The 25,821-nt window shown below is 71.1% G+C and carries 26 protein-coding genes; 6 read left to right on the forward strand and 20 right to left on the reverse strand.

Annotation, left to right across the window (positions count from 1 at the left end; translation table 11 throughout):
* Window positions 1–2: 2 nt before the first annotated feature.
* From ACYVJ3_RS03240 to ACYVJ3_RS03315, 16 genes are all read right to left on the reverse strand, one after another.
* The gene (locus tag ACYVJ3_RS03240; protein WP_460851047.1) at window positions 3–704 is read right to left on the reverse strand and encodes a hypothetical protein; all 702 of its coding nucleotides are present in this window, start codon (window positions 702–704) and stop codon (window positions 3–5) included.
* 23 nt (window positions 705–727) lie between these two features.
* Window positions 728–1,939 (reverse strand): enoyl-CoA hydratase-related protein, encoded by a 1,212-nt coding sequence (locus ACYVJ3_RS03245; protein WP_460851048.1) that lies wholly within the window; start codon window positions 1,937–1,939, stop codon window positions 728–730.
* A gap of 296 nt (window positions 1,940–2,235) precedes the next feature.
* Window positions 2,236–3,396, reverse strand: a complete 1,161-nt coding sequence (locus ACYVJ3_RS03250; RefSeq protein WP_460851049.1) for an HNH endonuclease signature motif containing protein — start codon at window positions 3,394–3,396, stop codon at window positions 2,236–2,238.
* 426 nt (window positions 3,397–3,822) lie between these two features.
* The gene (locus tag ACYVJ3_RS03255) at window positions 3,823–5,022 is read right to left on the reverse strand and encodes an acetyl-CoA acetyltransferase (protein WP_460851050.1); all 1,200 of its coding nucleotides are present in this window, start codon (window positions 5,020–5,022) and stop codon (window positions 3,823–3,825) included.
* Entirely contained in the window at window positions 5,022–6,356 is a 1,335-nt protein-coding gene (locus ACYVJ3_RS03260; protein WP_460851051.1) for an OB-fold domain-containing protein, read from the reverse strand. The genes ACYVJ3_RS03255 and ACYVJ3_RS03260 overlap by 1 nt, the downstream gene beginning before the upstream one ends.
* Complete coding sequence (locus ACYVJ3_RS03265) at window positions 6,353–7,570, reverse strand: acetyl-CoA C-acetyltransferase (protein WP_460851052.1); 1,218 nt, start codon at window positions 7,568–7,570, stop codon at window positions 6,353–6,355. The genes ACYVJ3_RS03260 and ACYVJ3_RS03265 overlap by 4 nt, the downstream gene beginning before the upstream one ends.
* On the reverse strand, window positions 7,567–8,829 hold the full coding sequence (locus tag ACYVJ3_RS03270; RefSeq protein WP_460851053.1) for an acetyl-CoA hydrolase/transferase family protein: 1,263 nt from the start codon (window positions 8,827–8,829) through the stop codon (window positions 7,567–7,569). The genes ACYVJ3_RS03265 and ACYVJ3_RS03270 overlap by 4 nt, the downstream gene beginning before the upstream one ends.
* On the reverse strand, window positions 8,826–9,056 hold the full coding sequence (locus tag ACYVJ3_RS03275) for a hypothetical protein (RefSeq protein WP_460851054.1): 231 nt from the start codon (window positions 9,054–9,056) through the stop codon (window positions 8,826–8,828). The genes ACYVJ3_RS03270 and ACYVJ3_RS03275 overlap by 4 nt, the downstream gene beginning before the upstream one ends.
* Before the next feature lie 8 nt (window positions 9,057–9,064).
* Window positions 9,065–9,622: an aromatic-ring-hydroxylating dioxygenase subunit beta gene (locus ACYVJ3_RS03280; RefSeq protein WP_460851055.1), complete on the reverse strand. Its 558-nt coding sequence runs from the start codon at window positions 9,620–9,622 to the stop codon at window positions 9,065–9,067.
* A complete protein-coding gene (locus ACYVJ3_RS03285; protein WP_460851056.1) occupies window positions 9,619–10,908 on the reverse strand; it encodes an aromatic ring-hydroxylating oxygenase subunit alpha in 1,290 nt (429 codons plus the stop codon). Before ACYVJ3_RS03285 ends, ACYVJ3_RS03280 begins: the two co-directional genes overlap by 4 nt.
* Window positions 10,905–12,584 carry a class I adenylate-forming enzyme family protein gene (locus tag ACYVJ3_RS03290; protein WP_460851057.1) on the reverse strand — a complete coding sequence of 560 codons (1,680 nt, stop codon included), beginning with the start codon at window positions 12,582–12,584 and terminating at the stop codon, window positions 10,905–10,907. The genes ACYVJ3_RS03285 and ACYVJ3_RS03290 overlap by 4 nt, the downstream gene beginning before the upstream one ends.
* 78 nt (window positions 12,585–12,662) lie before the next feature.
* On the reverse strand, window positions 12,663–13,430 hold the full coding sequence (locus ACYVJ3_RS03295) for an enoyl-CoA hydratase/isomerase family protein (protein ID WP_460851058.1): 768 nt from the start codon (window positions 13,428–13,430) through the stop codon (window positions 12,663–12,665).
* Window positions 13,427–14,230 carry an enoyl-CoA hydratase/isomerase family protein gene (locus ACYVJ3_RS03300; RefSeq protein WP_460851059.1) on the reverse strand — a complete coding sequence of 268 codons (804 nt, stop codon included), beginning with the start codon at window positions 14,228–14,230 and terminating at the stop codon, window positions 13,427–13,429. Before ACYVJ3_RS03300 ends, ACYVJ3_RS03295 begins: the two co-directional genes overlap by 4 nt.
* Window positions 14,227–15,000, reverse strand: coding sequence for an enoyl-CoA hydratase/isomerase family protein (locus ACYVJ3_RS03305; protein ID WP_460851060.1), 774 nt, complete (start codon window positions 14,998–15,000; stop codon window positions 14,227–14,229). Before ACYVJ3_RS03305 ends, ACYVJ3_RS03300 begins: the two co-directional genes overlap by 4 nt.
* Window positions 15,000–15,737, reverse strand: coding sequence for a 3-oxoacyl-ACP reductase FabG (gene fabG / locus ACYVJ3_RS03310; RefSeq protein ID WP_460851061.1), 738 nt, complete (start codon window positions 15,735–15,737; stop codon window positions 15,000–15,002). Before fabG ends, ACYVJ3_RS03305 begins: the two co-directional genes overlap by 1 nt.
* A complete protein-coding gene (locus ACYVJ3_RS03315) occupies window positions 15,734–16,186 on the reverse strand; it encodes a MaoC family dehydratase (protein ID WP_460851062.1) in 453 nt (150 codons plus the stop codon). Before ACYVJ3_RS03315 ends, fabG begins: the two co-directional genes overlap by 4 nt.
* A gap of 94 nt (window positions 16,187–16,280) precedes the next feature.
* On the opposite strand from ACYVJ3_RS03315, the gene ACYVJ3_RS03320 reads away from it, so the two are divergent.
* From ACYVJ3_RS03320 to ACYVJ3_RS03330, 3 genes are read left to right on the forward strand one after another with little or no spacing between them, the layout of a single operon-like run.
* Window positions 16,281–17,435: an acetyl-CoA C-acetyltransferase gene (locus tag ACYVJ3_RS03320; RefSeq protein ID WP_460851063.1), complete on the forward strand. Its 1,155-nt coding sequence runs from the start codon at window positions 16,281–16,283 to the stop codon at window positions 17,433–17,435.
* Window positions 17,436–17,446: 11 nt separating this feature from the next.
* Window positions 17,447–18,601, forward strand: coding sequence for an acyl-CoA dehydrogenase family protein (locus tag ACYVJ3_RS03325; protein ID WP_460851064.1), 1,155 nt, complete (start codon window positions 17,447–17,449; stop codon window positions 18,599–18,601).
* A 28-nt stretch (window positions 18,602–18,629) separates the two neighbouring features.
* Window positions 18,630–19,046 carry a pyridoxamine 5'-phosphate oxidase family protein gene (locus ACYVJ3_RS03330; RefSeq protein ID WP_460851065.1) on the forward strand — a complete coding sequence of 139 codons (417 nt, stop codon included), beginning with the start codon at window positions 18,630–18,632 and terminating at the stop codon, window positions 19,044–19,046.
* Between the two features lie 39 nt (window positions 19,047–19,085).
* On the opposite strand, the gene ACYVJ3_RS03335 is transcribed toward ACYVJ3_RS03330, so the two are convergent.
* Both ACYVJ3_RS03335 and ACYVJ3_RS03340 read right to left on the reverse strand, forming a co-directional pair.
* Complete coding sequence (locus ACYVJ3_RS03335) at window positions 19,086–20,018, reverse strand: hypothetical protein (protein WP_460851066.1); 933 nt, start codon at window positions 20,016–20,018, stop codon at window positions 19,086–19,088.
* A 115-nt stretch (window positions 20,019–20,133) separates the two neighbouring features.
* The gene (locus tag ACYVJ3_RS03340; RefSeq protein WP_460851067.1) at window positions 20,134–20,997 is read right to left on the reverse strand and encodes an SDR family oxidoreductase; all 864 of its coding nucleotides are present in this window, start codon (window positions 20,995–20,997) and stop codon (window positions 20,134–20,136) included.
* Between the two features lie 50 nt (window positions 20,998–21,047).
* Here ACYVJ3_RS03340 and ACYVJ3_RS03345 point away from each other — a divergent pair, with 50 nt between their 5' ends.
* On the forward strand, window positions 21,048–22,043 hold the full coding sequence (locus ACYVJ3_RS03345) for an MBL fold metallo-hydrolase (RefSeq protein WP_460851068.1): 996 nt from the start codon (window positions 21,048–21,050) through the stop codon (window positions 22,041–22,043).
* On the opposite strand, the gene ACYVJ3_RS03350 is transcribed toward ACYVJ3_RS03345, so the two are convergent.
* A complete protein-coding gene (locus ACYVJ3_RS03350) occupies window positions 22,036–22,440 on the reverse strand; it encodes an SCP2 sterol-binding domain-containing protein (RefSeq protein ID WP_460851069.1) in 405 nt (134 codons plus the stop codon). The genes ACYVJ3_RS03345 and ACYVJ3_RS03350 overlap by 8 nt on opposite strands.
* A 93-nt stretch (window positions 22,441–22,533) precedes the next feature.
* On the opposite strand from ACYVJ3_RS03350, the gene ACYVJ3_RS03355 reads away from it, so the two are divergent.
* Both ACYVJ3_RS03355 and ACYVJ3_RS03360 read left to right on the forward strand, forming a co-directional pair.
* On the forward strand, window positions 22,534–23,760 hold the full coding sequence (locus ACYVJ3_RS03355) for an acyl-CoA dehydrogenase family protein (RefSeq protein WP_460851070.1): 1,227 nt from the start codon (window positions 22,534–22,536) through the stop codon (window positions 23,758–23,760).
* 56 nt (window positions 23,761–23,816) lie between these two features.
* Window positions 23,817–24,407: a TetR/AcrR family transcriptional regulator gene (locus tag ACYVJ3_RS03360; RefSeq protein WP_460851071.1), complete on the forward strand. Its 591-nt coding sequence runs from the start codon at window positions 23,817–23,819 to the stop codon at window positions 24,405–24,407.
* Between the two features lie 7 nt (window positions 24,408–24,414).
* Here ACYVJ3_RS03360 and ACYVJ3_RS03365 read toward each other — a convergent pair whose 3' ends face one another.
* Window positions 24,415–25,812, reverse strand: coding sequence for an aldehyde dehydrogenase family protein (locus ACYVJ3_RS03365; protein WP_460851072.1), 1,398 nt, complete (start codon window positions 25,810–25,812; stop codon window positions 24,415–24,417).
* Window positions 25,813–25,821 lie beyond the last annotated feature (9 nt).

The raw sequence follows: 25,821 nt of genomic DNA on the forward strand, positions 1-25,821 counted from the left end.
GGTCAGGCTCCTTGCGGGGTTGGGTCGGCGAGCTCGGCGAGCGTGCGGTTGGCCCGGAGACAGCCCCAGGTCATGACGAAGATGAAGACGCAGTACGTCGTCAGGGCCAGCCAGAAGACGAAGAGGCCGTTCCACGCGAACATGCCGCTCTTGAAGAAGTAGGCGAGCGGGTCGGGGAGGAACGAGAACGCGACGAAGAAGTTCAGCCAGGCCACCCAGCGCGGGAAGAGCTGCTGCGGGTCGCGCAGGATCGCAATGCCGATCACGACGTTCTGGATCATGAACGGGACGATCCCGGTGAACAGCAGCAGCCAGGCAAGGTCGTTGAGCAGCACCACGTCACCCGGGTCACGCTCGGCGCGGAAGGCCGCCAGCCCGAAGATCAGCTGCGGGAACATGTTGATGACGAGCGTGACGACGGCGACCATCGCCTGCACGATCGCCAGCAGCGGCATGCGCCGGTCCATCCGGAAGAGGTGGAACGAGACCAGCGCCCACAGCGGCATCGCGAGGGCGGTGCCGAGCGAGGCGATCACGAAGCCGGCCTTCACCCGGGTCGGGTCGTCGAGGAAGAAGTGCACGATCTCGCCCTGGTCATGGGGACCGAACGGGAGCGGCAGCAGGCCGGCGACCAGCCAGCCGGCGAGGGTGATGACCACGCAGATCGGGCCGCTCAGGGCGGCGTAGTCGGCGATCTTCTTCACGTGCTTGTTCTCCTTGCTCCGGCTCAGTGGCCGGTGAACTCGGGGCGCTGCTTGGCGAGGAACGCCTGGATCGCCTGGTGCGCGTCGTCGGTGGCGGCCGTGGCCGCGAGCTCGTCGATCTCGGCGCGGAGCTGGTCGGGCAGGCTGCGGTCCCAGGACTCGCGGAGCAGTCGGCGCATGCCGGCGTACGCCCTGGTGGGGCCCTGCGCGAGCTGGCGGGCGAGCGTCATGGCGCGGTCTTCGACGTCAGCGACCGGGACGACCTCAGCGACGAGGCCCCAGTCGAGGGCCTGCTGGGCGGTGATCGGCCGGTTGAGGAGGTACGCCGCCGCGGCGCGGGCCGGGCCGATCCGGCGGGGCAGGTGCCAGGTGCCGCCGCCGTCGCCGCTGAGACCGAGGTGGCCGAACGCGGTGACGAAGCGGGTGTCGTCGGCCGCCACGAGGATGTCGCCGGCGTAGGCCAGACCGATCCCGCCGCCGGCGACCGCGCCGCGGGCCACCGTGACGATCGGGACGTCGAGCGTCGCGAGCACCTCGAAGGCCTGGTGGAACGGGGTGGTCATCGCCTGGAGGAGGCCGGGGAGATCCTCGCCGGCGTTGTGGGTGAAGTAGGCGATGTCGCCGCCGACGGTGAGGTCGGGACCGCTGCCACAGATGAGGAGCGCGCGCACGCTCGGGTCCGCCGCGATGCGACGCGCCGCGACGAGGAGCTCGTCGGCAAGGCGCCGGTCGATGGCGTTGCGAACCTCGGGACGGTTCAGCCTCAGCGTGGCGAGCCCCTGGTCGACGGTGAGATCGATGGTCTCCAGGGGGGCGGGCTCGTCGAGCGCGGCGACGAAGGCCGCCGTGTCGGTGAGCTGGGTGAGGCCGGCGACCCGGCCGTTGCGGAGGGTCCAGGTGTGGATGAACCAGGCCTCGAAGGGAGTGCCGCTCTCCCGGCCCCTTCCGCGGTAGCTCCCGTTGACCTGGAGCCTGCCGTCAGGCAGCAGGGTGAAGTCGTCAGGGAACGTCCGCACGCGCCAGTGCTCCCCGAACCGGAACCAGCCGTCTCGGATCATCGCCGCGGCCCCCGCGTGCCCTCCCCCGATGCCGAACGGCAGGGCCGGCGTCAGGTGGCCGACGAAGTCGTCGGCGAGGCGGTCCGTGATGCCCACGACATCGCCGGCCGCCAGCGCCGCGTAGAGGCTCTCCACGAGGGTGCGGGCGCTCGCCAGCTCGACGGTCGGCTCGTTCATAAAATTGAATATAGATTAAATGATCAGGATTGAGCAAGGCCGGCCGGCCCTGTCCGCCTGGTCGACGCCCTCGGCTTGCGCGGAGCCCGGGTCGGTCTGGGCGTCGAGAGACATCCCCTGCCGTGACTGGTCGGTGTGACGGTGGTTGCCCGCCGCAGTGGCGACCCCGGTCGTGGGATGCGGGTCGCTGTGGTCGCGGTTGGTGGTCGCCGTGGACGGTTCGGCGCGTACGCCGCGGAGGTGCTCGCTGGGGTTGCGCGCGAAGGATTGGAAGAGGGCGCGCCCGCTCGGTCGGTCTAGGGCCGGCGATGGAACTTCCAGGCGCCGGTCGGCATCACCTCATGAGCCATCCGCGGGTCGTGGGCGACGTGGTGATGATGGCTGCAAAGCAGGACGCCGTCGGCGAGGTCGGTCTTCCCGCCGCGGGACCACGGCTCTGAATGATGTGCCTCGCACCAGGTCGCGGGGATCGAGCAGCCCTCCGCGCGGCACTGCTTGTCGCGCAGGCGCACCGCCTTGCGCTGGGCCGAGTTGAACAACCGCTGGGCCCGGCCGAGGTCGAGGATCTCGCTCTTGCCGCCGAGGACGACGGGGATGATCTTGGCGGTGCAGGCGAGTCGCCGGGCCTCGTCAGCGGTGATGCGGAGGTCGCCGTCGAGGGAGCCGATGATCCCGGCGGTGGCGAGGTCGCGTCGCAGGTCGTCGAGGCTGATCGTCACGGCGACCATCACGGTGGTGGCGTCGCCGCCGTGGTCGGGCAGCTTGGTGGGGTCGAGGTGCTCGAGCAGAGAGCAGAAGGCCTGGCCGAGTCGGTTGTTCCGGGGGATGCGTTCGCCGGTCGAGACCCTGGGCGAGGAGAACGAGTCGAGGTAGGTCTCGAGGCGTACGGCGATCGCGTCGGGTACCTGGCCGATGATCCGGGTGATCCCGTCACCGAGACGCTTGAACCGGATCGACGTCTTCACCCGGGCAGACCGTTCCTCGCGCTCCAGTGCCTTCGCATCCGCCTCGTCCGCGACCTCCGGCGCGACGACAGCCAGGATCCGATCGCCCAGAGCCCGGAGCTCGCGCGGTCCGAACTGGCCGGCGAGCTCGACGAGGTGCTTCTCGGCACGCTTCCTGGTGAGGTGGTCGACCTCGGGAGGAAGGTGGTCGAGGGCAGCGACGATGACCTGCGCCTGGGCCCGACTCACCCGCCCGGCTCGCATCGCCTCAGCGACCGCGGAGCAGTTCTCGCCGAGGGCCCGGGCGAGCCTCAGCTCGGCCTGGCCGGATCTCGGGTCGAGATGCGTCTCGTTCGCGAGCCACTGGCCGGCGTCGCGCGCGCCCACGTCCTGGGCGAGGTCCTCGGAGGCCGCGAGGACCCGCATCTCGAGCTCGTCGAGCTGGGCCTTCGCGGCCGTGATCTCGAGGAGCGCGTCCCTCTTCACCGCCGGCGCGAGATAGACCGGCTGCACGTCCGCAACACTGGAAAGGGACCGGCGCGCACCACCAATACCCGCGAGGAGCGGGTGGTCCAGAGTGCGTGCTGCCGACATACCTGAGTCCTGCCCCGATCCCAGGGGCCTTGAACATTTTTCGGCAATGTTTTTCGGTTGATTTCGATGTTTTTCGAACGCAGCAGCGATCATCCGGGGCGGCCGCGTCAGCGGCAGCGCGAGCGAAGCGAGCCGCCGACAACCGCGCCGTCAGCACGCCGCCAGGGACCCGCGGTCAAGGACCGCCGCAGGCGGCCGCGAAGCGGGCCGAGCGAAGCGAGGATCCTTGACGGCGGGGAGCGGCGTGCTACCGCGCGGCCGCCAGTCGACGACGCAGAACACCGACCAGCCACGACCAGCCACGAAGTTGGTTTCGACACGCCCTCTCCTAGCAGCTCGGGCTCCTCAACCCACGAGGCCGAGCTCAGCCCCGACGACCGACACGAACGACACACTCCCACCCGGCCGACCGCCGAGGTTGTGCGTGAGCGCGGTCCGCGGAGCGGAGAGCTGCCGCTCATCCGCGTCGCCGCGCAGCTGCAGCCAGGCCTCGTAGAGCATCCGCAGACCGGAGGCGCCGACGGGATGACCGAACGACTTCAGCCCGCCGTCGACGTTCACCGGCAATCGCCCACCAGCGTCGAAGGCCCCGTCGAGAACGTCCCTCCACGCCTGGCCGGCCGAGGTGAAGCCGAGGTCCTCCATCAGCAGGATCTCGGTCGGGGTGAAGCAGTCGTGGACCTCGGCGAGCGAGATCTGCGAGCGGGGGTCGGTGATGCCCGCCTGCGCGTAGGCGTCCGCAGCAGCGGCCCGCACCTCCGGAAAGCTGGTGAAGTCGTACGCCGGGTCCAGCCCGCCGCGCATCGGGCCGGCGGCCAGGGCCAGCGCCTTCACGAAGATCGGCCGGTCCGTGTAGTCGTAGGCCGCCTCCGCGGGCACGATCATCGCCGCCGCGGCGCCGTCGGAGACGCCCGAGCAGTCGAAGATCCCGAGCCGCCCGGCGACCCGTGCCGCGCCGTCGATGGTCTCGCGCGAGACCTCCTTCTGGAACTGCGCCTTCGGGTTGCGCGCACCGTTGACGTGGTTCTTCCAGGCGACGTGGGTCATCGCCTCGCGCATCGCGGTCGGGTCGACGCCGTACTTGGTGGTGTACGCCGGGTCGAGCAGCGAGAACGCCGCCGGCGCGGTCATCGACAGCTCGGAGGCGGTGCCGTCGGAAGGCGGGTCACCGCGCAGGAGCCCGGAGAACCCGGAGTCCTTGAGCTTCTCGACACCGACCGCCATGACGCGGTCATAGGCACCGGACGCGACGGCGTAGCAGGCGTTGCGGAACGACTCCGAGCCCGTCGCGCAGTAGTTCTCGACGCGGGTGACCGGCTTGTAGTCCAGCCCCAGCGGTCGAGAGAGAACCAAGCCGGACTGGCCGGACGACAGCGTGCCGAGCCAGAACGCATCGATGTCGTCGCGCTCCACCCCGGCCGAGGTCAGGCACTCCCCCACCGCCTCGAGCAGCAGGTCGTCGGTCGACGACTCCCAGCGCTCTCCGAAGCGGGTGCAGCCCATCCCGACGATGGCGACCTTGTCCGCGATGCCGTTGCTGCCCATCAGAGGACCCGGGCCTTCCAGAAGTAGTTGTGCACGTTGCCCGCGGTGAAGAGCCGCCGGAAGGCGAGTCCCACGGGGGCGCCGACGGTCACGACCGAAGGATCGGCATCAGCGACCTCGAGCGTCGTACGCCCGCCGCCCTCGAAGTCGACGACCACGTCGATCACCGGCGGCGAGGGGGAGAAGGCCAGCCGGTCGACGGTGTACGTCGCGACCGCGCCGGTCAGGTCGGCGCCGGAGACCGGCGTCATCGCATCGGTCGCCGAGCACGCCCGGCAGACCCGTAGCGGCGGCAGGTGCAGGAAGCCGCACTCGGTGCAGCGCGAGCCGGTGAAGCCGAACTTCCAGGCACCGGCGCGCGACGACGGTGGCCCGGCCGGGCGCTCGGGCTCGGGCCGGCGCGGCAGCTCGCGGTAGAGCAGCCCGCGCCAGGAGAGGTACGTCGGGTACGGCACCTCGCGTCCGGCTCCGAGCTGGGAGGCCACCGATCGGGCGGCCCGTCGCGACGCCAGGAGGTCGGTGGTCCGCAGCAGGATCCCGTCGCAGCCGTCGTACGCCGAGAGCACGAGCACCGTCTCCCCGGGACCCGCCACGTCCAGCACGGCAGCCAGGCCGAGCAGCGGATCGGCGGCTCCCGAGAAGCCGATCGGCGACCCGGTCGAGGACCGGACGCCCTTCACGACCGCGCCCGCGCGCTTGGTGATGCCGGGGTTGGCACTGGTGACGACGACGTGGTCGGCCTCGGTCAGGCCGGCACCGTCGAGCAGTCGACCGGCGACCGAGCGCACCAGGTCGGCGTACTGCTCGAAGCCGAAGCGCTCCTCCCACTGCTCTCCGGTCGCCGCGGAGGGCGCACGCCAGCGGTCGAGGAGCTCGACGGTCTCCGACGCCGTCCCGAGCACCTCAGCGAGGATCGCCCCCTCGCCGAGCAGCAGCGCGGCCGCACCGTCCCCACCTGCGCGCTCGTCGAGCGATCCCGGCTTGCCGACGCGTACGTCGGCCGCGACCACCAGGCCGCCGGCACCCAGACCCGCACGCAGGGCGGCGAACGTCGAGCGCGCCGTGCCGACAAGGTCGGCGGCCGGCACCGAGGACGGCAGGCGCAGCGCGGCGTGGACGGCGGAGGCGTTGGTCTTGTCGAGGTACGGCGGCGTCGAGCTGGCCCACCACAACGACCTGGGAGCACCAGAGGACGCCATCGACAGCGCCGCCTCGACCGCCATCGTGGTGGCGTCCTCGTCGAACGAGGCCACGACGCGCGGCGAGCGCACGCCGCTGTCGCCCCCGAGGCGGTACGCCGGGAGGTAGGCGCCGTACGCCAGGACCCCGATCATGCCGACACCCCACGGAACAGCGCGGCGATGCCCTGGCCGCCACCGATGCACATCGTCTCCAGCGCCAGTCCGCCACCACGGCGGTCGAGCTCGTGCAGCATCGTCGTGAGGATGCGTACGCCGGTCGCGCCGATCGGGTGCCCCAGCGAGATGCCGGAGCCGTTGACGTTGAGACGCGAGTCGACCTCGTCGAGCGTGAGCCCCCAGCCGGAGAGCACGGCGAGCACCTGGACCGCGAACGCCTCGTTGACCTCGATCAGGTCGAGGTCGTCGAAGCCGACGCCGGTCTTGGCGAACAGGCGCTCGACCGCAGCCACGGGGCCGATCCCCATCACCGAGGGATCCACCCCGGCGGCGGCCCACCCCTCGAACCACGCGATCGGCTCGAGGCCGAGCTCGTCGAGCTTGTCCTCGGCGACGACCAGGCAGGCCGCGGCGGCGTCGTTCTGCTGCGCGGCGTTGCCGGCCGTCACGGTGCCCCCGGGCTGGATCACCCGCAGGCCACCGAGCGTCTCCATCGAGGAGTCGGGTCGCACGCCCTCGTCCCGGTCGACGACGACAGCATCCCCACGACGCTGCGGCACCGACACGGGCACGACCTCGTCGGCGAAGACGCCGGACTGCCAGGCGGCAGCGGCGCGCTGGTGCGAACGCACCGAGAACGCGTCGGACTCCTCCCGGCCGATGCCGTACTGCACAGCGAGGTTCTCGGCCGTCTCGATCATCCCACTGATCGGCCCGAACCGCCACGACGGCTGCGAGCGCTCGCGCCCCCGGTCCAACCGGTCGTAGAGGGTCTGGTTGCCCGAGCGCGAGCCCCAGCGCGCGGTGGTCGTGTAGTGCTCGATGTTGCTCATCGACTCCACGCCACCGGCGACGACGACGTCGGCCGCACCGGTCTGCACCATCATCGCGGCGGTGACGACGGCCTGCAGGCCCCCGCCGCAGCGGCGGTCGAGCTGGAAGCCGGGCACCTCGATCGGCAGCCCCGCGTTGAGGGCGGCCCACCGCCCGATGCACGGCGCCTCCGAGTTCGCGTAGGACTGCGCGAACGCGACGTCCTCGATCCGCGCCGGGTCGATGCCGGAGCGCTCCACCAGGGCGCGGAGGATCGCGGCGGCGAGGTCCTCGGCGGGCACGGGTCGCAGCGCACCACCGAACGCGCCGACGGCGGTTCGTAGCGGCGAGACGATGGCGACGCGACGGGTGGTCATGAAGGGCTCCTCACCGACGCGAGGACGGTGTCCGCCCTGGCGTCGAGGTCTGCTCGCAGGTCCGGGTGGGCGATGGCGATCATCCGCTCCACCCGCTGGCTCAAGGTCGCTCCGCGGAGGTCCGCGGAGCCGTGCTCGGTGACGACGACGATGCCCTCGGAGCGCGGCGTGGAGACCGGCCCCGACAGCCGCGACACGATCCGCCCGACGCCGCGCGCGGTCGAGGGCAGCGCCACGATCGGTACGCCGCCGCGCGAGCATGCCGCGCCGCGCAGGAAGTCCACGGCCCCACCGACGGCACCGACGTAACGGTCGGCAGCGAGCTCGGCGTTGACCTGACCGGTGAGGTCGACCTCGATCGCGGCGTTGATCGCGGTCATCCGGTGCGAGGTCGCCAGGATCGTCGGGTCGTGCGTGTACGCCGTCGACCGCAGCTGCAGCGCCGGGTTGCGGTCGGCCCACCGGAAGAGACGCGTGGTCCCGCCGAGCAGTCCGCCGACGGCGATGCCGCGGTCGTGGGTCTTGTGCGCCCCGGTGACGACGCCCGCCTCGACCAGCTCCATGGCGGTGTCGTTGATGATCCCGGAATGGATGCCGAGGTCGCGGTGGCCGCGCAGCTCGGCCAGCACGGCCTCCGGCAGCGCACCGATCCCGAACTGCAGCGTCGCACCGTCCGGCACGATGGCCGCCACGTTGCGCGCGACCCCGACCGTGTCCGCGGAGAACGCGGGCGTCGGCATCTGACCGGGCGTCCTCGACGTACGGATCGATGCGGTGAGGTCGTCGGCAGTCAGCGTGCGCGCACCGAGCGTGTAGGGCACCTGGTCGTTGATCTCGGCGATGACGACGCGGGCGGTGTCGAGCGCTGCGGAGAAGTAGTCGTCGGCCAGCCCCAGGCTGTGCCGGCCCTGCTCGTCCGCCGGCGAGACCTGCACCAGCACGACGTCGGCGTGCAGCGTGCCGCCGGACAGCAGCCGCGGCAGCGTGGAGTAGTGGACCGGCCAGATCTCCAGCCGTTCCGCGGTGTGCAGCGCGGCGTTCGTCCCGGCGCCGCAGTAGGAGTGCACCTCCAACCCCGGACCCACCGTGTCGGCCCGCACCACCGACTCCGCCGGGATCCCGACGAAGCAGCGCAAGGGCCCGATCGTGGGCGCCTGCGCGACCAGCAGCTCGGTGAGCGTGGTCGGCTCGGCGCACGCCTGGCCCCAGGTGACCGTGTCACCGGGGCGGAGGAAGCGCGAGAGGTCGAGTGGCCTCATCCGCGCCACCGGTCGCGCGAGGGGTCCAGCAGCTCCTCCAGCCGCCCCTCCGGCAGCCAGACGATGGTCTCCAGCTCGAGCGCGTCGAGGTAGCGGACCTGACCGGTCCGCAGGTCCTCCAGGCGCAGCCGCAACGCGTTCGCCCCGGTGTCCACCTGGACGGCGACCGAGGCGAACTCGCTCTCCACGACCTCGCCCTTGCCCGGCACCTCCACCCGCTTCGGCATGTCCGGACTCAGACCAGGAAGCCGAGGGTGGGCAGGGCGCGCTCGTTGTCGACCAGCACGACCTTCTTGTAGACGAGCCGGATCCGGCCGTCGACGCGGCGCAGGCGGTACGTCGTACGACCGCCCCAGATGTTGTTGCCGCGGGGGCGGGACTCCAGGGCGATGAAGTTGGCGCCGACCTCGAGGTCGACCTCGCCGCCGGCCGACGTCCGGCCGCCCAGCAGCTCCACGTTGCCGATGATCCGGCGCAGGTTCGACGGCGGCGCTTGGGCGTAGCGCTTGCCCGTGCGGACCTGCAGCAGTCGCGTGCGGATCCGCGAACGGTTGTCGAAGATGATCGAGACGTTCGCGCGGGGGTGCTCACCCTCGCCGTCGACGGGCACCCAGTAGAGCGCGTCGTCGGTCCACAGCGCCTCCCAGCCGTCGTAGTCGTTGGTGTCCGCGAGCCGCGCCTCCTTGAAGAGGAACTGCTCGACCTCCCGGGCCTCCCACCCGCTCGGGATGTCGGTCAGCTCGGCCAGGGTGTCGGGCCGTGGCGGCAGCTGGGCCGCGTCGATGGTGCTCATCGGTCACTTCCTTCGGGCGCCAGCATCAACGACTTGTAGTGGTTCCAGAAGCCGCGCATGCCGGTCTCGTCGGTGGCGGCGCCGATGGTGAAGCCGTCCTCGTCGACGCTCTCGCGCAGGAGACCCCGGCGTACGTCGAGCCACTCGGGGTCGGCCATCTCGACGCCCCGCTGGTTGCGCTCGTACATCTCCGTGTCGTCGGCCAGCAGCATGCCGGCCGGTCCGACCGAGCCGATCGACTGCGAGACCATCCGCTGGTTGAGCTCCTCGCCGCCGGCGAGCTGCACGGCGGTGGAGTACTGCACGCACTCGCCGACCCCGACGGGCTGGATGTTGAAGACCTGGATCTCGGCGATGAACAGGTTCGGGAAGATCATCACGTGGGGCGCGCCCTCGATCATCCGCCGGTTCGCCTCGTCCTCGCCGAACGCGTCCTTCATCTTCGAGACGTACGCCGGAACGCGGTCCGGCGTGGTGCCGAACCAGCGCATCGGCTCGGCGAAGCCGCGGAACTCGGGGCGCAGGTCGTTCTCGCTGTGCCCGTCGCCCAGGTTGCGGGTGACGGCGGTGGAGTTGTCGCTGTAGAGCGCGCCGATCGGGCTTCCCGTGACGCCGAAGATCGAGCCGTGCACGAACTGCGGGTGGTAGCCGTCGGTCTCGTTCTCGGCCAGGAACTTCCAGTTGGAGCGGGTCCGGTGGCGCAGCCAGCCGGCGTCGAGCGCGACCTTGCCCTCCGGCGAGAGACCGACCAGCCGGTCGATCTCGCCCTTGGCGGCACCGAGGTGCTCGTCGAGGGTGGGGCCGTCCTCGGCGAGGCTCCCGAACACGAAGCCCTGGAAGCTGGCGACCCGGGCGACCTTGCCCATGCCGAGCGGCAGCTGGTTCTTGCCGCCGTATCCCTTGTTGTAGGGGTAGCCCAGCAGCTCGCCGGTGTTGCGGTAGGTCCAGCCGTGGTACGGGCAGCGGAACGAGCTGGAATTGCCGGCGCTGTCGTCGCAGACCTGGAGCCCGCGGTGCGCGCAGCGGTTGATGAGGAGGTGGACCTCGCCCTCCTTGTCGCGCGTCATGATGACGTCCTGGTCCGCGAGCTGCTTGCGCACGTAGTCGTTCGGCTTCGGCACCTCGCTCTCGTGACCGACGAAGACCCAGGTCCGGTGCCAGATCTTGCGGAGCTCCTCGGCGAAGATCGTCGGGTCTGTGTAGAGCGAGCCGTGGACGCGGGCGGGCTGGATCAGCCGGTCGTACCGGCTCTCCTCCACGTCGACCGTGGGGACCGTTGCAGTCATGCGCCTTCTCCTTGCTGTGCTGAGGCCTGTGCGTGCTGGGTGGCAAGCTCGACCAGCCGGAACTTCTGGACCTTGCCGGTCGCCGTGGTGGGCAGCTGGTCGGCGTCGAGGAAGACGACGCGCTTGGGGACCTTGAACCGGGCGAGGTGCGCCTTGGCGTGCGCGATCACGTCGTCCGCGGTGAGGTCGCCGTCGGGCGCTCGTACGACGACCGCGCAGCCGATCTCGCCCCAGCGGTCGTCGACCAGGCCGACGGCGTACACCTGGCTGATCGCGGGATGCGCGGCCAGGACGTCCTCGACCTCCTTGGGCATGACCAGCTCTCCGCCGGACTTGTAGAGCTCCTTGCTCCGGCCGGTGAGCTCGAGGTAGCCGTCGGGACGCACCCGCCCGAGGTCGCCGGAGAGCAGCACGCGGCCGTGCAGCGCCTTCGCGGTCTCCTCGGGCTTGGCGTAGTAGCCGAGCATCGTGGTGGGGCCCTCGGAGATGAGCTCACCGACCTCTCCCGCGGGCAGGTCCTCGCCGGTGACGGGGTCGATCGTGCGATAGACGACGAGGTCGCCGCTGCCCTCGACGCCCGCGGAGCCGGCCATCTTGGGCCGCCCGACCGTGGTCGAGGTCAGCAGGAGGTCGTCCTCGGGACGGGTCAGCGTCATCGCGCCGCCGCACTCGGTCATGCCGTAGCCGGTGACGATCTCGCTGACACCGAGCTCGCGCTCGACCTGCTCCCACAGCCAGATCGGCGCCGGGGCGGAGCCGCACAGCAGCGCGGTCAGCGTGGACAGGCCGACCTCGTGGCGCACGGGGCTCTCGACCATCGCGACCGCCATCGTCGGCACGCAGAGCAGGTCGGTGACGCGATGCCGCTCGACCGCGCGGAGGTACCCCTCGGCGGAGAACGAGGGCAGCATGACGACGGCGCCTCCGACGTACATGGCGCTCAGCAGGCCCTCGACGTACCCGAACATGTGGTAGCAGGGCAGCGAGAAGAGGATGCGGCGGCCGTCCTCGTAGGCACGCGTCAGGGCCGAGGCGTACGCCGTCCGCAGCACGGCGTCGTGGGTGACCTCGACGCCCTTCGGCGATCCGGTGCTGCCGGACGTGTAGAGGATGTCCCCGACGTCGTGCGGGCCATGCGTCGCCACCGCCGCGCCGGAGTTGGCGCGGCCGAGGTCCATCAGGCCGTCGAGGGTGAGTGTCGCGTCGCTGGGACCACCGTGCGGCGTGACCACCACGTGCCGCAGCGTCGGCGGCGACACCTCGGCGACCATCGCTGCGTGGTCGAGGCCGGCGAAGCCCGCCATCGTGACGAGCACCGAGCAGCCGGACTGCTCGAGCACGTAGCGCAGCTCCTCGGCTCGGTAGAGGAAGTTGAAGGGGATCGCGGTCGCGCCGGTGCGGGCGATGGCGAGCTTGAGGGTGACGAACTCGGCGTGGTTGGCCATCAGCAGCCCGACCCGGTCCCCCGGCCCGACACCCAGGGTGGCGAGTCCGTCGGCGAGAACGCGGGACTCCTCCGCCACCTCGGCGTAGGTGAGCGTGCGGTCGTCGGTCACGACGAGCTCACGGTCGGCGTACTGCTCCGCGCACACGTCCAGCCAGGAGTCCAGGGTGCGCGGCAGCCACGTGGCGAAGCGCTGCTCCAGCGCTGCCCGGCGTGCTGCGATCGTGCTCACTCGCGACTCCTTCTTTTAATTAAGATTAGAATAAACAGAGAGGCGGCGCCGAGGCAAGACCGATCTCCGTGAGAGGGATCAGCCGCCGAAGACGGGGCGGCGCTTCTCCGCGAACGCGGCGACACCCTCGGCGAAGTCGTCGGTGTCCCAGAGCATCGTCTGGTTGCGGACCTCGAGATCGAGCACGGCGAGCGGGTGGCGGGTCTCCCCCGTCAGCATCTGCTTGATCACGCCGAGCGCGAGCGGCGGACCCGCGGCGAGCTTCCGCGCGTCCTCGAGGGCGGCATCGAGGGCCTCCCCCGGTACGACGAGTCGGTCGACGAGCCCGTAGGGCTCGCCCTGCTCCGCCGTGATCCTGCTGCCCAGCATCAGCATCTGGCGGGCCCGCGGCACGCCGACCCGGGCCGGCAGCGACGCGAAGATGCCCATGTCACCGGCCAGCCCGACACCGGTGAAGGTGGTCGCGAAGACGGCGTCGGTCGCCGCGACGACCCGGTCGCAGGCCAGGGCGAGGGCCGCGCCGGCGCCGTACGCCGGACCCTCGACCGCCGCGACGACGGGCTTCGGTGTGCCCCAGATCGCCCGGATGACCCGTTGCGCGGCGTTGGCCCGCGCGGTGGTCTCGTGGCGCGGGGCGCGCTGCATCGTGGAGATGTCGCCACCCGAGCAGAAGGCTCCGTCGGCGCCGGTCAGCACAATCGCCCGCACCGTCGGATCGGCGTCCGCCGCCTCCAGCGCGTCGGCCAGGGCGTAGCGGAGGGGCAGGTCGATCGCGTTCTTGCGCTCGGGGCGGTTGAGGGTGATCACCCGCACCGCGCCGGAGTCGACGACCAGGACGGTGCTCATCGGCCGACGTACGTGCCGGGGCGGCGCTCGACCACCGCGGCGAGCGCCTCGAGGCTGTCGGCGGTGGCGGACAGCTCGGAGACCACGCGCGCCTCCTCGGGCATCCGCTCGGCGACGGTCGAGCCGAGCCCGTCCCAGACCAGCCGCTTGGTGGCGGCGAGGCCGAGGGGTGGCTGCGCAGCGAGGTCCGCGGCGAGCGCGTCGACGCTGGCGGCGAGCGAGTCGTCGGGGACGACGCGGCTCACGATGCCCAAGGTCAATGCCTCCGCGGCCGTGAGGGTCGGGTTGGTCAGCAGGATGTCGAGCGCCTTGCGGAGCCCCACGATCCGAGCGAGCGTGACGGTCGTGCCACCGTCGGGCGCCATGCCGACGCGGACGGCACCGGAGAAGTACTTGGACGACTCGGCTGCGACGACCAGGTCGGCGGCGCAGACGAACCCGAACCCGGCCCCACCCGCGGCGAAGCCCTGCACCTGCGCGATGACCGGCGCCTTGAGCTGGATCAGCGCAGCGGTCGCGAGCTGCAGCCAGGCGGTCGCCTCGCGGAGGTACGCCGGCAGCCCGTCCCCCTTGCCGAGGAACGTCTTCACGTCACCGCCGGCGCAGAAGTTGCGGCCCTCCCCGCTGAGGATCGCCACCCGGACGGTCGGCTCGGCGTGGACCCGCAGCACCGCGGCGTGCAGCTCGCGCAGCAGGTCGGCGTCGACGGCGTTGGACGCCTCAGGACGGTTGAGCCGGATCCGGGCGATCCCGTCGGTGATGTCGAGGAGGACCAGGCCCTCGGTGATCTCGTCGCTCATGACTTCCCCTTCCGATCGGCGAAGGCGGCGAAGCTCGCGGCCCCGGCCTCCCCAGAGATGTGGTCGACGACGGCGGTCATCTCCGCCTGGAGGCCGGCATCGAGGTCGTTGTCGACGCTGCCCCGCACGAGCCGCTTGATGGTCGCGACGGAGGCCGCGCTGCGACCGGCCAGCCTGGCGACGTACGCCTCGACCGCGTCGTCGAACTCCGCGGCGGCGTACGACCGGTAGGCCAGGCCCCACGCGACGGCCTCGACGCCGGAGAGCCGGTCGCCGGACAGCAGGTGGCCGAGGGCACGCTGGCGGCCGACGAGCCGCGGCAGTCGCTGGCTGCCGCCGCCGCCCGGGACCATGCCGAAGTTCACGTGGTTGTCGCAGATCCGGGCGTCGTCACGCACCAGCGCGACGTCGGCCGCCTGCATGAGCTCGAACCCGCCGGCCATCGCCATCCCCTCCACGGCGACGACGACGGGCTGGCTGATCCTCGTGATCGCGGCGCAGGCACGACCGAACGCGACGAAGAGCGTGCGCAGGGCCTCGGGACCCTCGGCCCGCAGCCGGCTCACCTCGTCGAAGTCACCTCCGGCGCAGAAGCTTCCACCCGCACCACGAACGAGCACGACCCGCACCGACGGGTCGGCGCCGGCCGCGAGGAGCGCGCACTCGAGCGCCTCGGCGAGCGCGACGGTCACCGCGTTGAGGGCCTCGGGCCGGTCGAGCCAGACCCGCGCGACGCCGTCGGCGACCTCCAGGCGGACGGGGGCGGCCATCACATGCCCCGCCCACCGGAGACCTCGAGCACGGCACCGGTCATGTAGCTGGCCATGTCCGAGGCCAGGAACGCCACGACCTGCGCGATCTCCTCGGGCTCCCCGGCACGACGCATCGGGATGGTCGCCTCGGTGGCGGCGTACGCCTCCCGGGTCATCGCCTCGGTCATCGGCGTGCGGATCAGGCCCGGCTGCACGGCGTTGACGCGGACACCGTGGTGCGCGAGCTCCTTGGCCGCGGCCTTCGTCATGCCGACGATGCCGGCCTTGGCGGCGCTGTAGTTGGTCTGGCCGGGGTTGCCGACCTTGCCCGACATCGAGCTGATGTTGATGATGCTGCCGCGCTTCTGCTCGCGCATCACCTCGCTGACCGCGCGGATGCCGAGCCAGGCGCCCTGCAGGTGCACGGTGATGACCGCCTGGAAGCTCTCCAGCGTCATCTTCCGCAGCGAGGCGTCGCGGGTGATGCCGGCGTTGTTGACGAGCACGTCGATGCCTCCGTACGCCGAGACATGGCCGGCGACCAGGGCGGAGACGTCGTCCTCGTCGGTGACGTCGCACGCGACCCCGCGGGCATCGCCGTCGAGCTCCGCGGCAGCCGCCTCGGCGCGCGTGCCGTCGAGGTCGGCCAGCGTGACCCGGGCGCCGTGCTCGACCAGCGTGCGCGCGATGGCCAGGCCGATGCCCTGACCAGCACCGGTCACGATGGCGCTGCGGCCGTCCAGCAGGCCGCTCATCCGAAGTACCGCACGATCGACTGCACGACGGCGGCCGGCTTCTCCGAGCCGTCGATCTCGAAGGTGGTCTCGAGCACCGCCTGGACCGCACCGTCCAGCGGCGTGACCGTGAGGACCCTGGCGGTGGCCCGGATCTTGCTGTCCACCCGGACCGGCGCCATGAACCGCACCTTGTCGAGGCCGTAGTTGACCGCCATCGTCACGTTGTCGACGCGGTAGAGCGTGTTGATCAGCGGGGGCAGCAGCGAGAGCGTCAGGAAGCCGTGCGCGATGGTCGCGCCGAACAGGCCGTCCTTCGCGCGCTCGGCATCGACGTGGATCCACTGGTGGTCGCCGGTGGCCTCGGCGAAGCGGTCGATCCGCTCCTGCTCGATCACCAGCCAGTCCGACGTACCGAGGACGTCGCCCTCGGACCTCGCGAACTCAGCCAAGCCGTCGTACACGCGCATCTCGGACCCTCGCTCCACCTAGACTTTTGAATCAAGAATAAATTACAGTCGTAACCAGACTTGCGTCAATGTCACCGCGATCCAGGAGGAATCCATGTCCGAGGCCTACATCGTCGAAGCGGTCCGCACCCCCGTCGGCCGCCGCGGAGGCGGCTTCGCCGACGTGCACCCCGCCGACCTCGCCGCCCACTCCCTCAAGGAGCTCGCGACCCGCAGCGGCATCGACACCGCCGCCATCGACGACGTCGTGCTCGGCTGCCTCGACAACATCGGTGCCCAGGCGGGCGACATCGCCCGTACGGCGGCGCTGGCCGCCGGCTTCCCGGAGACCGTCGCCGGCGTGACCATCGACCGCCAGTGCGGCTCGGCCCAGCAGGCCGTCAGCTTCGCGGCGATGGGTGTCGCCAGCGGCTACCAGGACCTCGTGGTCGCCGGTGGCGTGCAGAAGATGAGCCAGTTCCCCATCCTGTCCGCCTTCGCCGCCGGCGAGCCGTACGGCTCGGTCGACCCGTGGACGGGTTCGGAGGGCTGGTTCGCTCGGTACGGCGACCAGGAGATCTCCCAGTTCCGTGGCGCCGAGATGATGGCCGAGCACTGGAAGATCAGCCGCGAGGAGTGCGAGGCCTGGGCCTACCAGAGCCACCAGCGCGCGATCGCCGCGATCGAGGCCGGCTACTACGACAAGGAGATCACGGCGTACGCCGGGGTCACCCGCGACGAGGGCCCGCGCCCCGACACCACCCTGGAGAAGATGGCCTCGCTGCGCACCCTGGTGCCCGGCGGCGTGCTGACCGCGGCCGTCGCGTCGCAGATCTCCGACGGCTCGGCCGCGCTGCTGATCGCCTCCGAGAAGGCGGTCGCGGAGCACAACCTGACCCCGCGCGCCCGCATCCACCACGTCTCCGTCCGTGGCGACGACCCGGTGATGCTGCTCTCGGCCCCCATCTCCGCCACCCAGCACGCCTTGAAGAAGACCGGTCTCACCATCGAGGACATCGACGTGGTCGAGATCAACGAGGCGTTCGCCCCGGTCGTGCTCGCCTGGAACAAGGAGCTCAACGCCGACCCCGCCAAGGTCAACCCCAACGGCGGCGCGATCGCGCTCGGTCACCCGATCGGCTGCACCGGCGCCCGCCTGATGACCTCGATGCTGCACGAGCTCGAGCGCACCGGCGGCCGCTACGGCCTGCAGACCATGTGCGAGGGCGGCGGCCAGGCCAACGTCACCATCATCGAGCGACTGGGCTGAGGCGGCCGACGATGGAGCGCACCCTGTTCGAGGACGACCACGAGTCCTACCGCGCGACGGTCCGGGAGTTCCTGGCCCGGGAGGTCGTCCCGCACAAGGACCAGTGGGACGACGAGCGCTGGATCCCCCGCGAGGTCTTCAAGGCTGCCGCGGAGGCCGGCCTCTACGGCCTGCAGATCCCCGAGGAGCACGGCGGCGCCGGCGTCGACGACTACCGCTACCGCCTCGTCGTCGGCGAGGAGGTGGCCCGCGCCAACGCGATCTCCTTCAGCGTGACCCTGGGCCTCCAGGACGACCTCTTCCTGGCCTACCTCCTCGGCCGCGCCAACGAGGAGCAGAAGAAGCGCTGGCTTCCCGCGTTCGCCACCGGCGACCTGATCGGCGCGCTCGCGATGACCGAGCCGGGCACCGGCTCCGACCTCCAGGGCATCCGTACGTCGGCCCGTCGAGACGGCGACCACTACGTCGTCAATGGCCAGAAGACGTTCATCTCGTCGGGCATCATGGCCGACCTGATCGTGCTGGCCGTGCGCACCGACCCCGAGGGCGGCTCGAACGGCTTCAGCCTGCTGATGGTCGAGGCCGACAAGACGCCGGGCTTCGAGCGCGGCCGCAAGCTGGACAAGATCGGCCTGCCCGCGCAGGACACCGCCGAGCTCTACTTCACCGACGCCCGTGTGCCGGTCGAGAACCTGCTCGGCGAGGAGGGCCAGGGGCTCCGCTACCTGATGAGCCACCTCCCCCGCGAGCGCCTCGGCGTCTCCAACCAGTCGATCACCACGGCCCGCGCCACGCTGGACCAGACGATCGCCTACCTCCAGGACCGCACCGCCTTCGGCAAGCGGCTCGTCGACTTCCAGGCCACCCGCTTCGCGCTGGCCGAGATGGAGACCGAGCTCGACATCGCCCAGGCGTACATGGACGCCTCGGTGCTCGCCTTCAACGCGGGCACCCTCACGCCGGTCGAGGCCGCCAAGGGCAAGTGGTACATCTCCGAGCTCATGAAGCGCACCGTCGACCGCTGCCTCCAGCTGCACGGCGGCTACGGCTTCATGCGGGAGTACGCCGTCGGCAAGGCCTACATCGACACCCGCATCCAGACGATCTACGGCGGCACCACCGAGATCATGAAGGAGATCATCGGCCGCGACATCGCGGGTCGCTGATCGCCAGGGACGGCTAGGGTCACGGGCCATGAGCTCGTGGCGACCCGACGTGTGGGCAGAGATGCCGGCGGCCCTGCGCGACTTCTGGACCGAGCGGCACCTCTGCACGCTCAGCACCCTGGACCGCACCGGCCACCCGCACGCCGTACCGGTCGGAGCCACGCTCGACCTCGAGCAGGAGTGCGCGTGGATCATCACGCGGCGTACGTCGCAGAAGGTCGCCAACCTCCTGCGCGACCCACGCCTGACGGTCACCCAGGTCGACCGCGCACGGTGGTCGAGCATCCGTGGCACCGGCGAGGTCCTCGACGACCCGGCCGCGATCGCCCGCGCCTGCGCGCTGTACGCCGCCCGCTACCGACCGCCCTCCCCCTCCACCGAGCGCATCGCCGTTCGGATCACGATCGATCGGTTCCTGGGATCGGCCGCCGTTCTCGGCGCCTAGGGTGCGCTCGCCCTGCACCTGGTGCAGGCGCAGCGCACCTCAAGGACACTCGGGGCAGCGGCGCAGGGCGCCGGTCCAACCCCCACGCCTCAGGACCTGAGCGATCCACCCAGCAGTGCGGCAGGCCTCGTTGAAGACGAGGCCGTAGGTCACGCGGGCGCTGCGGGCGTCGTCGACCGCCAGCTCGGCGAGGTCGCGGCGCGCGTCAGCATCGCGGGCCCGCGGGTTGTCGTGGAAGCCACGTCCGTCGAGCTCGACGACAAGACCGAAGCGCTCGTACCTGACGTCCTGGACCGTACGCCGACCCGTGGCCGTGCTGGCCCGCTGCCGGTCCGCAGCCGGCAGGCCGTGCGCCCGCTCGACCTGCTGGAGGTAGCCGCGCTCGAGCACCGAGCAGGCTCCGGTGCGCAGGTCCTCGAGCATCCCGGCGATGAGAGCCCGGCCAGGCACCCGGGCGCGAGATGCCAGGGCCCGCTCGACCCGGTCGGCGCTGGTTCCTCGGAAGGTTGCGGTCGTCAGCGCGGCGTACGCACCGGCGACGTCGCCGGCCCTGATCCGGTCGGTCATCACGTCGACGACGGCGTGGTGCGGCCGTACTCGTGGCGGCGCCGAGGATCGGTCGACGCGCTCGTCGAAGCCGGCGGTCGCGTGCAGGCGCACGCCCCGCATCGGGGCGACGCTCCGGTGCAGCCCGATCGCAAGGTGGATCCGGTCCGAGGTCAACCCAGGCACGGCCGACTCGTGGCTCAGCGCGGCCGGCCAGGCGGCGAGCACCGCCGCCCACTCCCGCTGTCGCCGGGCGAGCGGGCCGGTGTGGTCGACGTACACACCGCGGTGGACACGGCACAGCTCGCGGCGACGCAGCATCCGGGCGATGTCGTCATCGTCGAGGCCGGCCTCGACCAGCTGGCGTCGGGCCAGCACGCCGCACTGGGTCGACCGGTAGAAGTCGAGCAGCCGCTGGTTCGTCATGCCAGAGGGTCTGCCCGGCCGCCGCCCCCGGCGACACCTCGATCTGAGCGCCTGTGGAGAACGCCAAGGGTGCGCTGCGCCCGCACCAGGTGCGGGCGCAGCGCACCTCAAGCGGTCAGCCGACGGGGTTCTTGCCGACGACGGCGTCGGTGAGGTCGGTGATCTCGTCCCACCGCGAAGCGACCTCGCCGAGCGACGGCGGCTCGGGGAAGACCACGCCGGCGTTCTGGAACTGGGCGACGCGGTAGACCTGCCCGCCGCCGGCGACGAAGACCGAGCCGGTCTCGGTCGACTCCTCGGTGAGCAGGTAGCCGACGACCGGAGCGACGAACTCCGGCGGCAGCTTCTCCAGCAGCTCGGCCGGGGCGATGTCCGCGGTCATCCGCGTCGCGGCCATCGGGGCGATCGCGTTGGCCAGGATGTTGTCGCGGGCGCCCTCGATCGCGAGCGTGTTGAGCAGACCGACGAGGCCGGCCTTCATCGCGCCGTAGTTGGCCTGGCCGAAGTTGCCGAACAGCCCACTGGTCGACGAGGCCATCACGATCCGGCCGAAGCCCTGCTCGCGGAAGTGCGGCCAGACGGCCTTGGACATGTAGTAGCCACCGTCGAGGTGGACCGCCTGGACCAGCTTCCAGGAGTCGGAGTCCATCTTGGCGAAGGACATGTCGCGCAGGATCCCGGCGTTGTTGACGAGCCCGTGCACGGCACCGAACGCGTCCAGCGCGGTCTGCACGATGGCCAGGGCGCCATCCTCGGTCGCCACGGAGTCGTACGACGCCACGGCCTGGCCGCCCGCGGCGACGATCTCGGCGACGACGGCATCGGCCATGGCCGAGCCCGCCCCGCTGCCGTCGCGCGAGCCGCCGAGGTCGTTGACGACCACCTTGGCGCCGCAGCTCGCCAGGAACAGGGCATAGGTACGCCCGAGGCCACCGCCCGCTCCGGTCACGATGACGACGCGTCCCTCTACACCTGCCATGTCACGATCCTCACGTTGTAGAAATTTTGAATCTAGATTAAGAATAGTGCATGACGGTCGTCCAGCGCATCAGTCCCGAGGTCGCGATGATCCGGCTGCCCCTGCCGCTCGAGGGGCTGACCAGCGTCAGCTGCTACGTCCTGCGAGGCACCGACGAGACCGTCCTGGTCGACCCGGGCTGGAGCTCCCCCGAGACCGACCGCGCCCTGCGCGACGGCCTCGACGAGCTCGGCCTCACGCCTCGCGACATCGCCCGGGTCCTGGTCACCCACCACCACTGGGACCACTACACGCAGGCGATCACCTGGCAGCGCGCGTACGACGTACCCGTCCACCTCGGCAAGGGCGAGGACCCGAGCATCGACGCATGGCGGACGCTGGACGGCGCCTTTCCCCGGCAGGTCGGCCTGCTCGAGCGCGCCGGCGCGAAGGACCTCGCCAGGCGGGTCGGCGCGATCCCGGTCGAGCCGCACGAGCGGGCGATGGACTTCGACCTGCCGGCGGCCTGGATCGACGACGACGAGACCTTCGACCTCGGCGGCCTCAGCGTCCGCGCCCTTGCGACGCCCGGCCACACGCGCGGCCACGTCTGCTTCGAGGTCCCGGAGCAGGACCTCCTGCTCACCGGCGACCACGTGCTCCCGCGGATCACGCCGTCGATCGCCTACGAGCGCGAGCCGGACCCGGCATCGCTGACCAGCTACCTGGACTCGCTGCGCATCGTGACCGAGCTCCCGCACGCCCGGATGCTCCCCGCCCACGGCGAGCCCACCAGCACGGCCGCCACGAGGGCCCACGAGCTGATCAGCCACCACGACGACCGCCTGGCGGTCGTCCGCGAGCTGGTCGACACCGGCCACACGACGGCGTACGCCATCGCGACAGCGATGACCTGGACCCGACGCGAGCGCCGTCTCGACGAGCTGGAGACCACGCACGCCATGACCGCGGTCCTCGAGGTCGCGGCGCACCTCCACGTGCTGGAGGGGGCCGGCGCCGTCACCCGCTCCGCGAGCGACGGCGTCGACCACTACGGCGTCAGCTGACGATCAGGTCCTCACGACCGGCGGCGCGCAGCGTCTCGACGTACTTCGGGAAGAGCTTCTTGCCCAGCGGCGCGAGCTTGAGCAGGTTGGCGACGTTGCCGTCGACCTTGATCTTGCCGCGGGCCATCGACAGCGGCAGGTTGACCTTGCCCTGCCAGTAGGCGCTGCCGAGGTCGGCGGTCATCCGCATGGTCGCGGCCGGCTCGGCCATGCCCGGACCCTCGCCGATCTCCTTCCTGCCCATGTCGATCACCAGGTCCGTGTCGGGCTCGGTGAAGGCGAACTTCACGACGATGCCGGAGGCCTCCAGCCGCGGGCCGAGCTCGGGGTCGTCGAAGCCCGCCTGGAAGACGCTGCCGATGTACGTGCGGACCTCGTCCGCGTCCTTGAAGGCCATGGCCTGCTCCTTGGAATCAGGTGAGCACAACAGGTGCGCTCCGTTGCTTCGGACGCTAACATAAGTCAACTTATGTCGCTAGGGAGAGAACGCATGGAAACCGTTGGACGCACCCAGGACCGGATGACCCACGACGCCTGGCTCCCGGCCGAGACCGTGGACGTACGCCGCAACGCGCGGGCCGCCGTCGAGAAGCACCTCGCCCCGGTGGCGCGGGTGATCGGCGAGCGCGAGGAGTCCCGCGACAGCTTCCACTGGGAGGCGTTCCGGGGCCTGGCCGCCGAGGGGCTGTTCGCGGTGCCGTTCGCCGCGCCCCACGGCGCCGGGCTGGAGTTCCCGATGCTCGCGACGTGCACCGTCACCGAGGAGATCGCCTACCACTCCTCCTCCATGGCCGGCGTCTACGACGGGCAGTGCATCCTCGTGCCCCAGACCCTCACCCACGCGACCGCCGACGTGCGCGACGAGCTCGTCCCCGAGCTGGTCGCCGGCGCCACGTCGTTCGCGTTCGCGACCACCGAGCCCGAGACCAGCTCCGACCTCACCGCCCAGCGCCTGCAGACGTACGCCGAACCGGCGACCGGCGGCTGGACGGTGACCGGTCGCAAGCGGTGGATCACCAACAGCGTGGTGGCCCGCTGGGCCTCCATGCTGGTCCGCGACGGCAAGGACGGCGACCGCGCGACCATGCTGCTGATCGACCTGCACGCCCCCGGCGTACGGATCGGCGAGCCGGACAAGAAGATGGGCCACCGCGGCCAGATCACCGCCGACATCGTGCTGGACGGGGTGTTCGTGCCGCACAGCCACGTGCTCGGCGAGCCCGGCCGCGGCATGGGCGTCGCGCTCTCCGCGCTGGTCCGCGGACGGATCGGCATCGGCGCGGCCGGCGTCGGCGTGGCCCAGGCGGGGCTCGACCTGGCGGTCCACCGGCTGCAGACCCGCGAGGTCTTCGGCCGCCCGCTCGGCGCGATGCAGCACTGGCAGTTCACGCTCGCCCAGCACGCGGCGCAGATCGAGGCCGCGCGGTCGATGTACCAGAAGGCGGCGTACCTCCTCGACACCGGCGACGCCACCGCGGAGCCCGAGGCCGCCATGGCCAAGGCGCTGGGCACCAGGCTCGCCGTCGACGTGGCCCGCGACGCGATCCAGATCCACGGCGCACTCGGGTTCGCCCGGAAGGTCTCGGAGTCGGGCGAGTCGGTCCGCCTCGAGGAGATGTACCGCGACGCCAAGATCCTGGAGATCTTCGAGGGCGCCAACGAGCTGCAGCACTGGATCGTCGCGCGCCGGCTGATCGGCCGCGACATCACCGGATGAGCACGCACCGCCAGAGCGTCGCCTAGGCTGGCGCGCACACCGACAAGGGAGGGTCGATGACGGAGAAGCCGGTACGCCGCAACGAGGAGCTGCGCGCGTCGTGGTTCGGCGCCGCCAACGAGATCCTCGCGTCGGAGGGGTACGGCGCCCTCAAGCTCGCCGCCCTGTGCAAGAAGCTCGGCGTGACGACCGGGTCGTTCTACCACTCGTTCGACAACTGGCAGGACTTCACCGACGCCCTGCTGGCCAACTGGCTGGCCGAGCGCACCGACCAGACCGTGCTGATCGCCCGCCAGACCGAGGACCCCGTCGAGCGCCTCACGCTCCTGGCGCAGCGAGCCAGCGACCTGCTGCACCAGACCGAGCGAGCGATCCGGGTGTGGTCCGGCGTCGACGACAACGTCGCCGACGTCCAGCGCAGGGTCGACGAGGGCCGCTACCTGGTGGTCTACGAGGCGATGGAGGCCCTCGTCGGACCGGAGCACGCCGACGCCTACGCCACCTGGGGCCTGGCCACCCTCGCCGGCTTCGAGATGATCTCCGACCACCACGACCGCAGCAAGCTGCTCTGGTCTCTGGAGTCGATCCTGGCCGACGCCCAGCGCACCGCGCGCGCCGAGAAGCGCAAGGCCGCCAAGAAGGGCTGAGCCCTCCTCAGAACATGCGGCGAAGGAGCTTCTGGGTCTTCTCCGAGTACGGCGGGTAGACCATCCGCAGGTCCGGCCGGGTCGGCTTGACGGCCACGGACTTGCGGTGGCTGAAGGCCCAGAAGCCCCACTCGCCGTGGTACGAGCCCATGCCGCTGGCGCCGACTCCGCCGAAGGGCAGGCTCGGCACCAGGTAGTGCATGGCGCAGTGGTTGATCACCGCACCACCGGCGGGGATGCGCTCGATGATGCTGTCGGCGACCTTGCGGCTCCCGCTGAAGACGTAGAGGCCGAGCGGCTTGGAGCGGCTGTTGACCAGGTCGATCGCGGCGTCGAGGTCGGTGTAGGTGCACACCGGCAGGATCGGGCCGAAGATCTCCTCGGTCATGGCCGGCTCGTCCAGCGCCGGATCGACCAGCACGGTCGGCGCGATCGCGCAGGCGGCGTCGTCGGTCTCCCCGCCGGCGGCGATGGTTCCGCGGGTCTGGGCGAGATAGCTGGTGAGCCGGTCGTACTGGCGCTGGTTGACGATCTTGCGCTTCGCGGGCTCGCCCTCGCTCATCGTCACCAGGGCCGAGCCGATCTTGGCGACCAGCTCGTCGCGGACCGACTCGTGCACGAGCAGGTAGTCCGGCGCGATGCAGGTCTGACCGCTGTTGAGCAGCTTGGTCCAGGCGATCCGCCGGGCCGTGACGTCGAGGTCCGCGTCCGGGGTGACGAACACCGGGCTCTTGCCACCGAGCTCGAGGATCACCGGCGTCAGCGTGTTCGCCGCACCCGCCATGATCTTGCGGCCGATCTCGGTACCACCGGTGAAGAAGGCCAGGTCGAAGCCCTGCGCCAGCAGCTCCTGGGTGACCACGCCGTCGCCCTCGACGACGGCGACCGCGTCGTTGTCGAGGTACGCCGGGATCAGCTCCGCCATCAGCCGCGACGTCGCCGGGGCGACCTCGGAGGGCTTGAGCACGACGCAGTTGCCGGCCGCGAGCGCGGCGACGACCGGGCCGAGCGAGAGGTTGACCGGGTAGTTCCACGGGCCGATCACCAGCACCACGCCGAGCGGCTCGTACTGGATCCGCGCCGACATCGGCTTGTGCACCAGCGGCACCTTGCGGCGCTCCGGCCGCATCCAGGCCTTGAGGTGCTTGAGCGCGTACTCGACGTCCCCCTTGGGCGGCGCGACGTCGCCGAACCAGGAGTCGAAGTCGTTGCGACCGAGGTCGGCCTTGACCGCCTCGACGATGTCGCGCTCGCGCTCCTCCAGCAGGCGCCCGAGCGCCTCGAGCTGGCGCACGCGCCACTCGTAGCTGCGCGTGCGGCCGGTGGCGAAAGTGCCCCGGAGCCGCGAGATCACGGCCCCCGGCTCCGGGGTGGTCGAGGTGGCGGGTGCCGCGGTGGTGGTCATGGCGAGCCT

It is taken from the genome of Nocardioides montaniterrae, from assembly GCF_054782655.1.

Excerpts from the sequence above, each read along its gene's own strand:
- ACYVJ3_RS03245 (WP_460851048.1), bottom strand. The coding sequence starts at position 1,939 with ATGAACGAGCCGACCGTCGAGCTGGCGAGCGCCCGCACCCTCGTGGAG.
- ACYVJ3_RS03255 (WP_460851050.1), bottom strand. The coding sequence starts at position 5,022 with ATGGGCAGCAACGGCATCGCGGACAAGGTCGCCATCGTCGGGATGGGC.
- ACYVJ3_RS03260 (WP_460851051.1), bottom strand. The coding sequence starts at position 6,356 with ATGATCGGGGTCCTGGCGTACGGCGCCTACCTCCCGGCGTACCGCCTC.
- ACYVJ3_RS03265 (WP_460851052.1), bottom strand. The coding sequence starts at position 7,570 with ATGACCACCCGTCGCGTCGCCATCGTCTCGCCGCTACGAACCGCCGTC.
- ACYVJ3_RS03270 (WP_460851053.1), bottom strand. The coding sequence starts at position 8,829 with ATGAGGCCACTCGACCTCTCGCGCTTCCTCCGCCCCGGTGACACGGTC.
- ACYVJ3_RS03275 (WP_460851054.1), bottom strand. The coding sequence starts at position 9,056 with ATGCCGAAGCGGGTGGAGGTGCCGGGCAAGGGCGAGGTCGTGGAGAGC.
- ACYVJ3_RS03280 (WP_460851055.1), bottom strand. The coding sequence starts at position 9,622 with ATGAGCACCATCGACGCGGCCCAGCTGCCGCCACGGCCCGACACCCTG.
- ACYVJ3_RS03285 (WP_460851056.1), bottom strand. The coding sequence starts at position 10,908 with ATGACTGCAACGGTCCCCACGGTCGACGTGGAGGAGAGCCGGTACGAC.
- ACYVJ3_RS03295 (WP_460851058.1), bottom strand. The coding sequence starts at position 13,430 with ATGAGCACCGTCCTGGTCGTCGACTCCGGCGCGGTGCGGGTGATCACC.
- ACYVJ3_RS03300 (WP_460851059.1), bottom strand. The coding sequence starts at position 14,230 with ATGAGCGACGAGATCACCGAGGGCCTGGTCCTCCTCGACATCACCGAC.
- ACYVJ3_RS03305 (WP_460851060.1), bottom strand. The coding sequence starts at position 15,000 with ATGGCCGCCCCCGTCCGCCTGGAGGTCGCCGACGGCGTCGCGCGGGTC.
- fabG (WP_460851061.1), bottom strand. The coding sequence starts at position 15,737 with ATGAGCGGCCTGCTGGACGGCCGCAGCGCCATCGTGACCGGTGCTGGT.
- ACYVJ3_RS03315 (WP_460851062.1), bottom strand. The coding sequence starts at position 16,186 with ATGCGCGTGTACGACGGCTTGGCTGAGTTCGCGAGGTCCGAGGGCGAC.
- ACYVJ3_RS03320 (WP_460851063.1), top strand. The coding sequence starts at position 16,281 with ATGTCCGAGGCCTACATCGTCGAAGCGGTCCGCACCCCCGTCGGCCGC.
- ACYVJ3_RS03325 (WP_460851064.1), top strand. The coding sequence starts at position 17,447 with ATGGAGCGCACCCTGTTCGAGGACGACCACGAGTCCTACCGCGCGACG.
- ACYVJ3_RS03330 (WP_460851065.1), top strand. The coding sequence starts at position 18,630 with ATGAGCTCGTGGCGACCCGACGTGTGGGCAGAGATGCCGGCGGCCCTG.
- ACYVJ3_RS03335 (WP_460851066.1), bottom strand. The coding sequence starts at position 20,018 with ATGACGAACCAGCGGCTGCTCGACTTCTACCGGTCGACCCAGTGCGGC.
- ACYVJ3_RS03340 (WP_460851067.1), bottom strand. The coding sequence starts at position 20,997 with ATGGCAGGTGTAGAGGGACGCGTCGTCATCGTGACCGGAGCGGGCGGT.
- ACYVJ3_RS03345 (WP_460851068.1), top strand. The coding sequence starts at position 21,048 with ATGACGGTCGTCCAGCGCATCAGTCCCGAGGTCGCGATGATCCGGCTG.
- ACYVJ3_RS03350 (WP_460851069.1), bottom strand. The coding sequence starts at position 22,440 with ATGGCCTTCAAGGACGCGGACGAGGTCCGCACGTACATCGGCAGCGTC.
- ACYVJ3_RS03355 (WP_460851070.1), top strand. The coding sequence starts at position 22,534 with ATGGAAACCGTTGGACGCACCCAGGACCGGATGACCCACGACGCCTGG.
- ACYVJ3_RS03360 (WP_460851071.1), top strand. The coding sequence starts at position 23,817 with ATGACGGAGAAGCCGGTACGCCGCAACGAGGAGCTGCGCGCGTCGTGG.
- ACYVJ3_RS03365 (WP_460851072.1), bottom strand. The coding sequence starts at position 25,812 with ATGACCACCACCGCGGCACCCGCCACCTCGACCACCCCGGAGCCGGGG.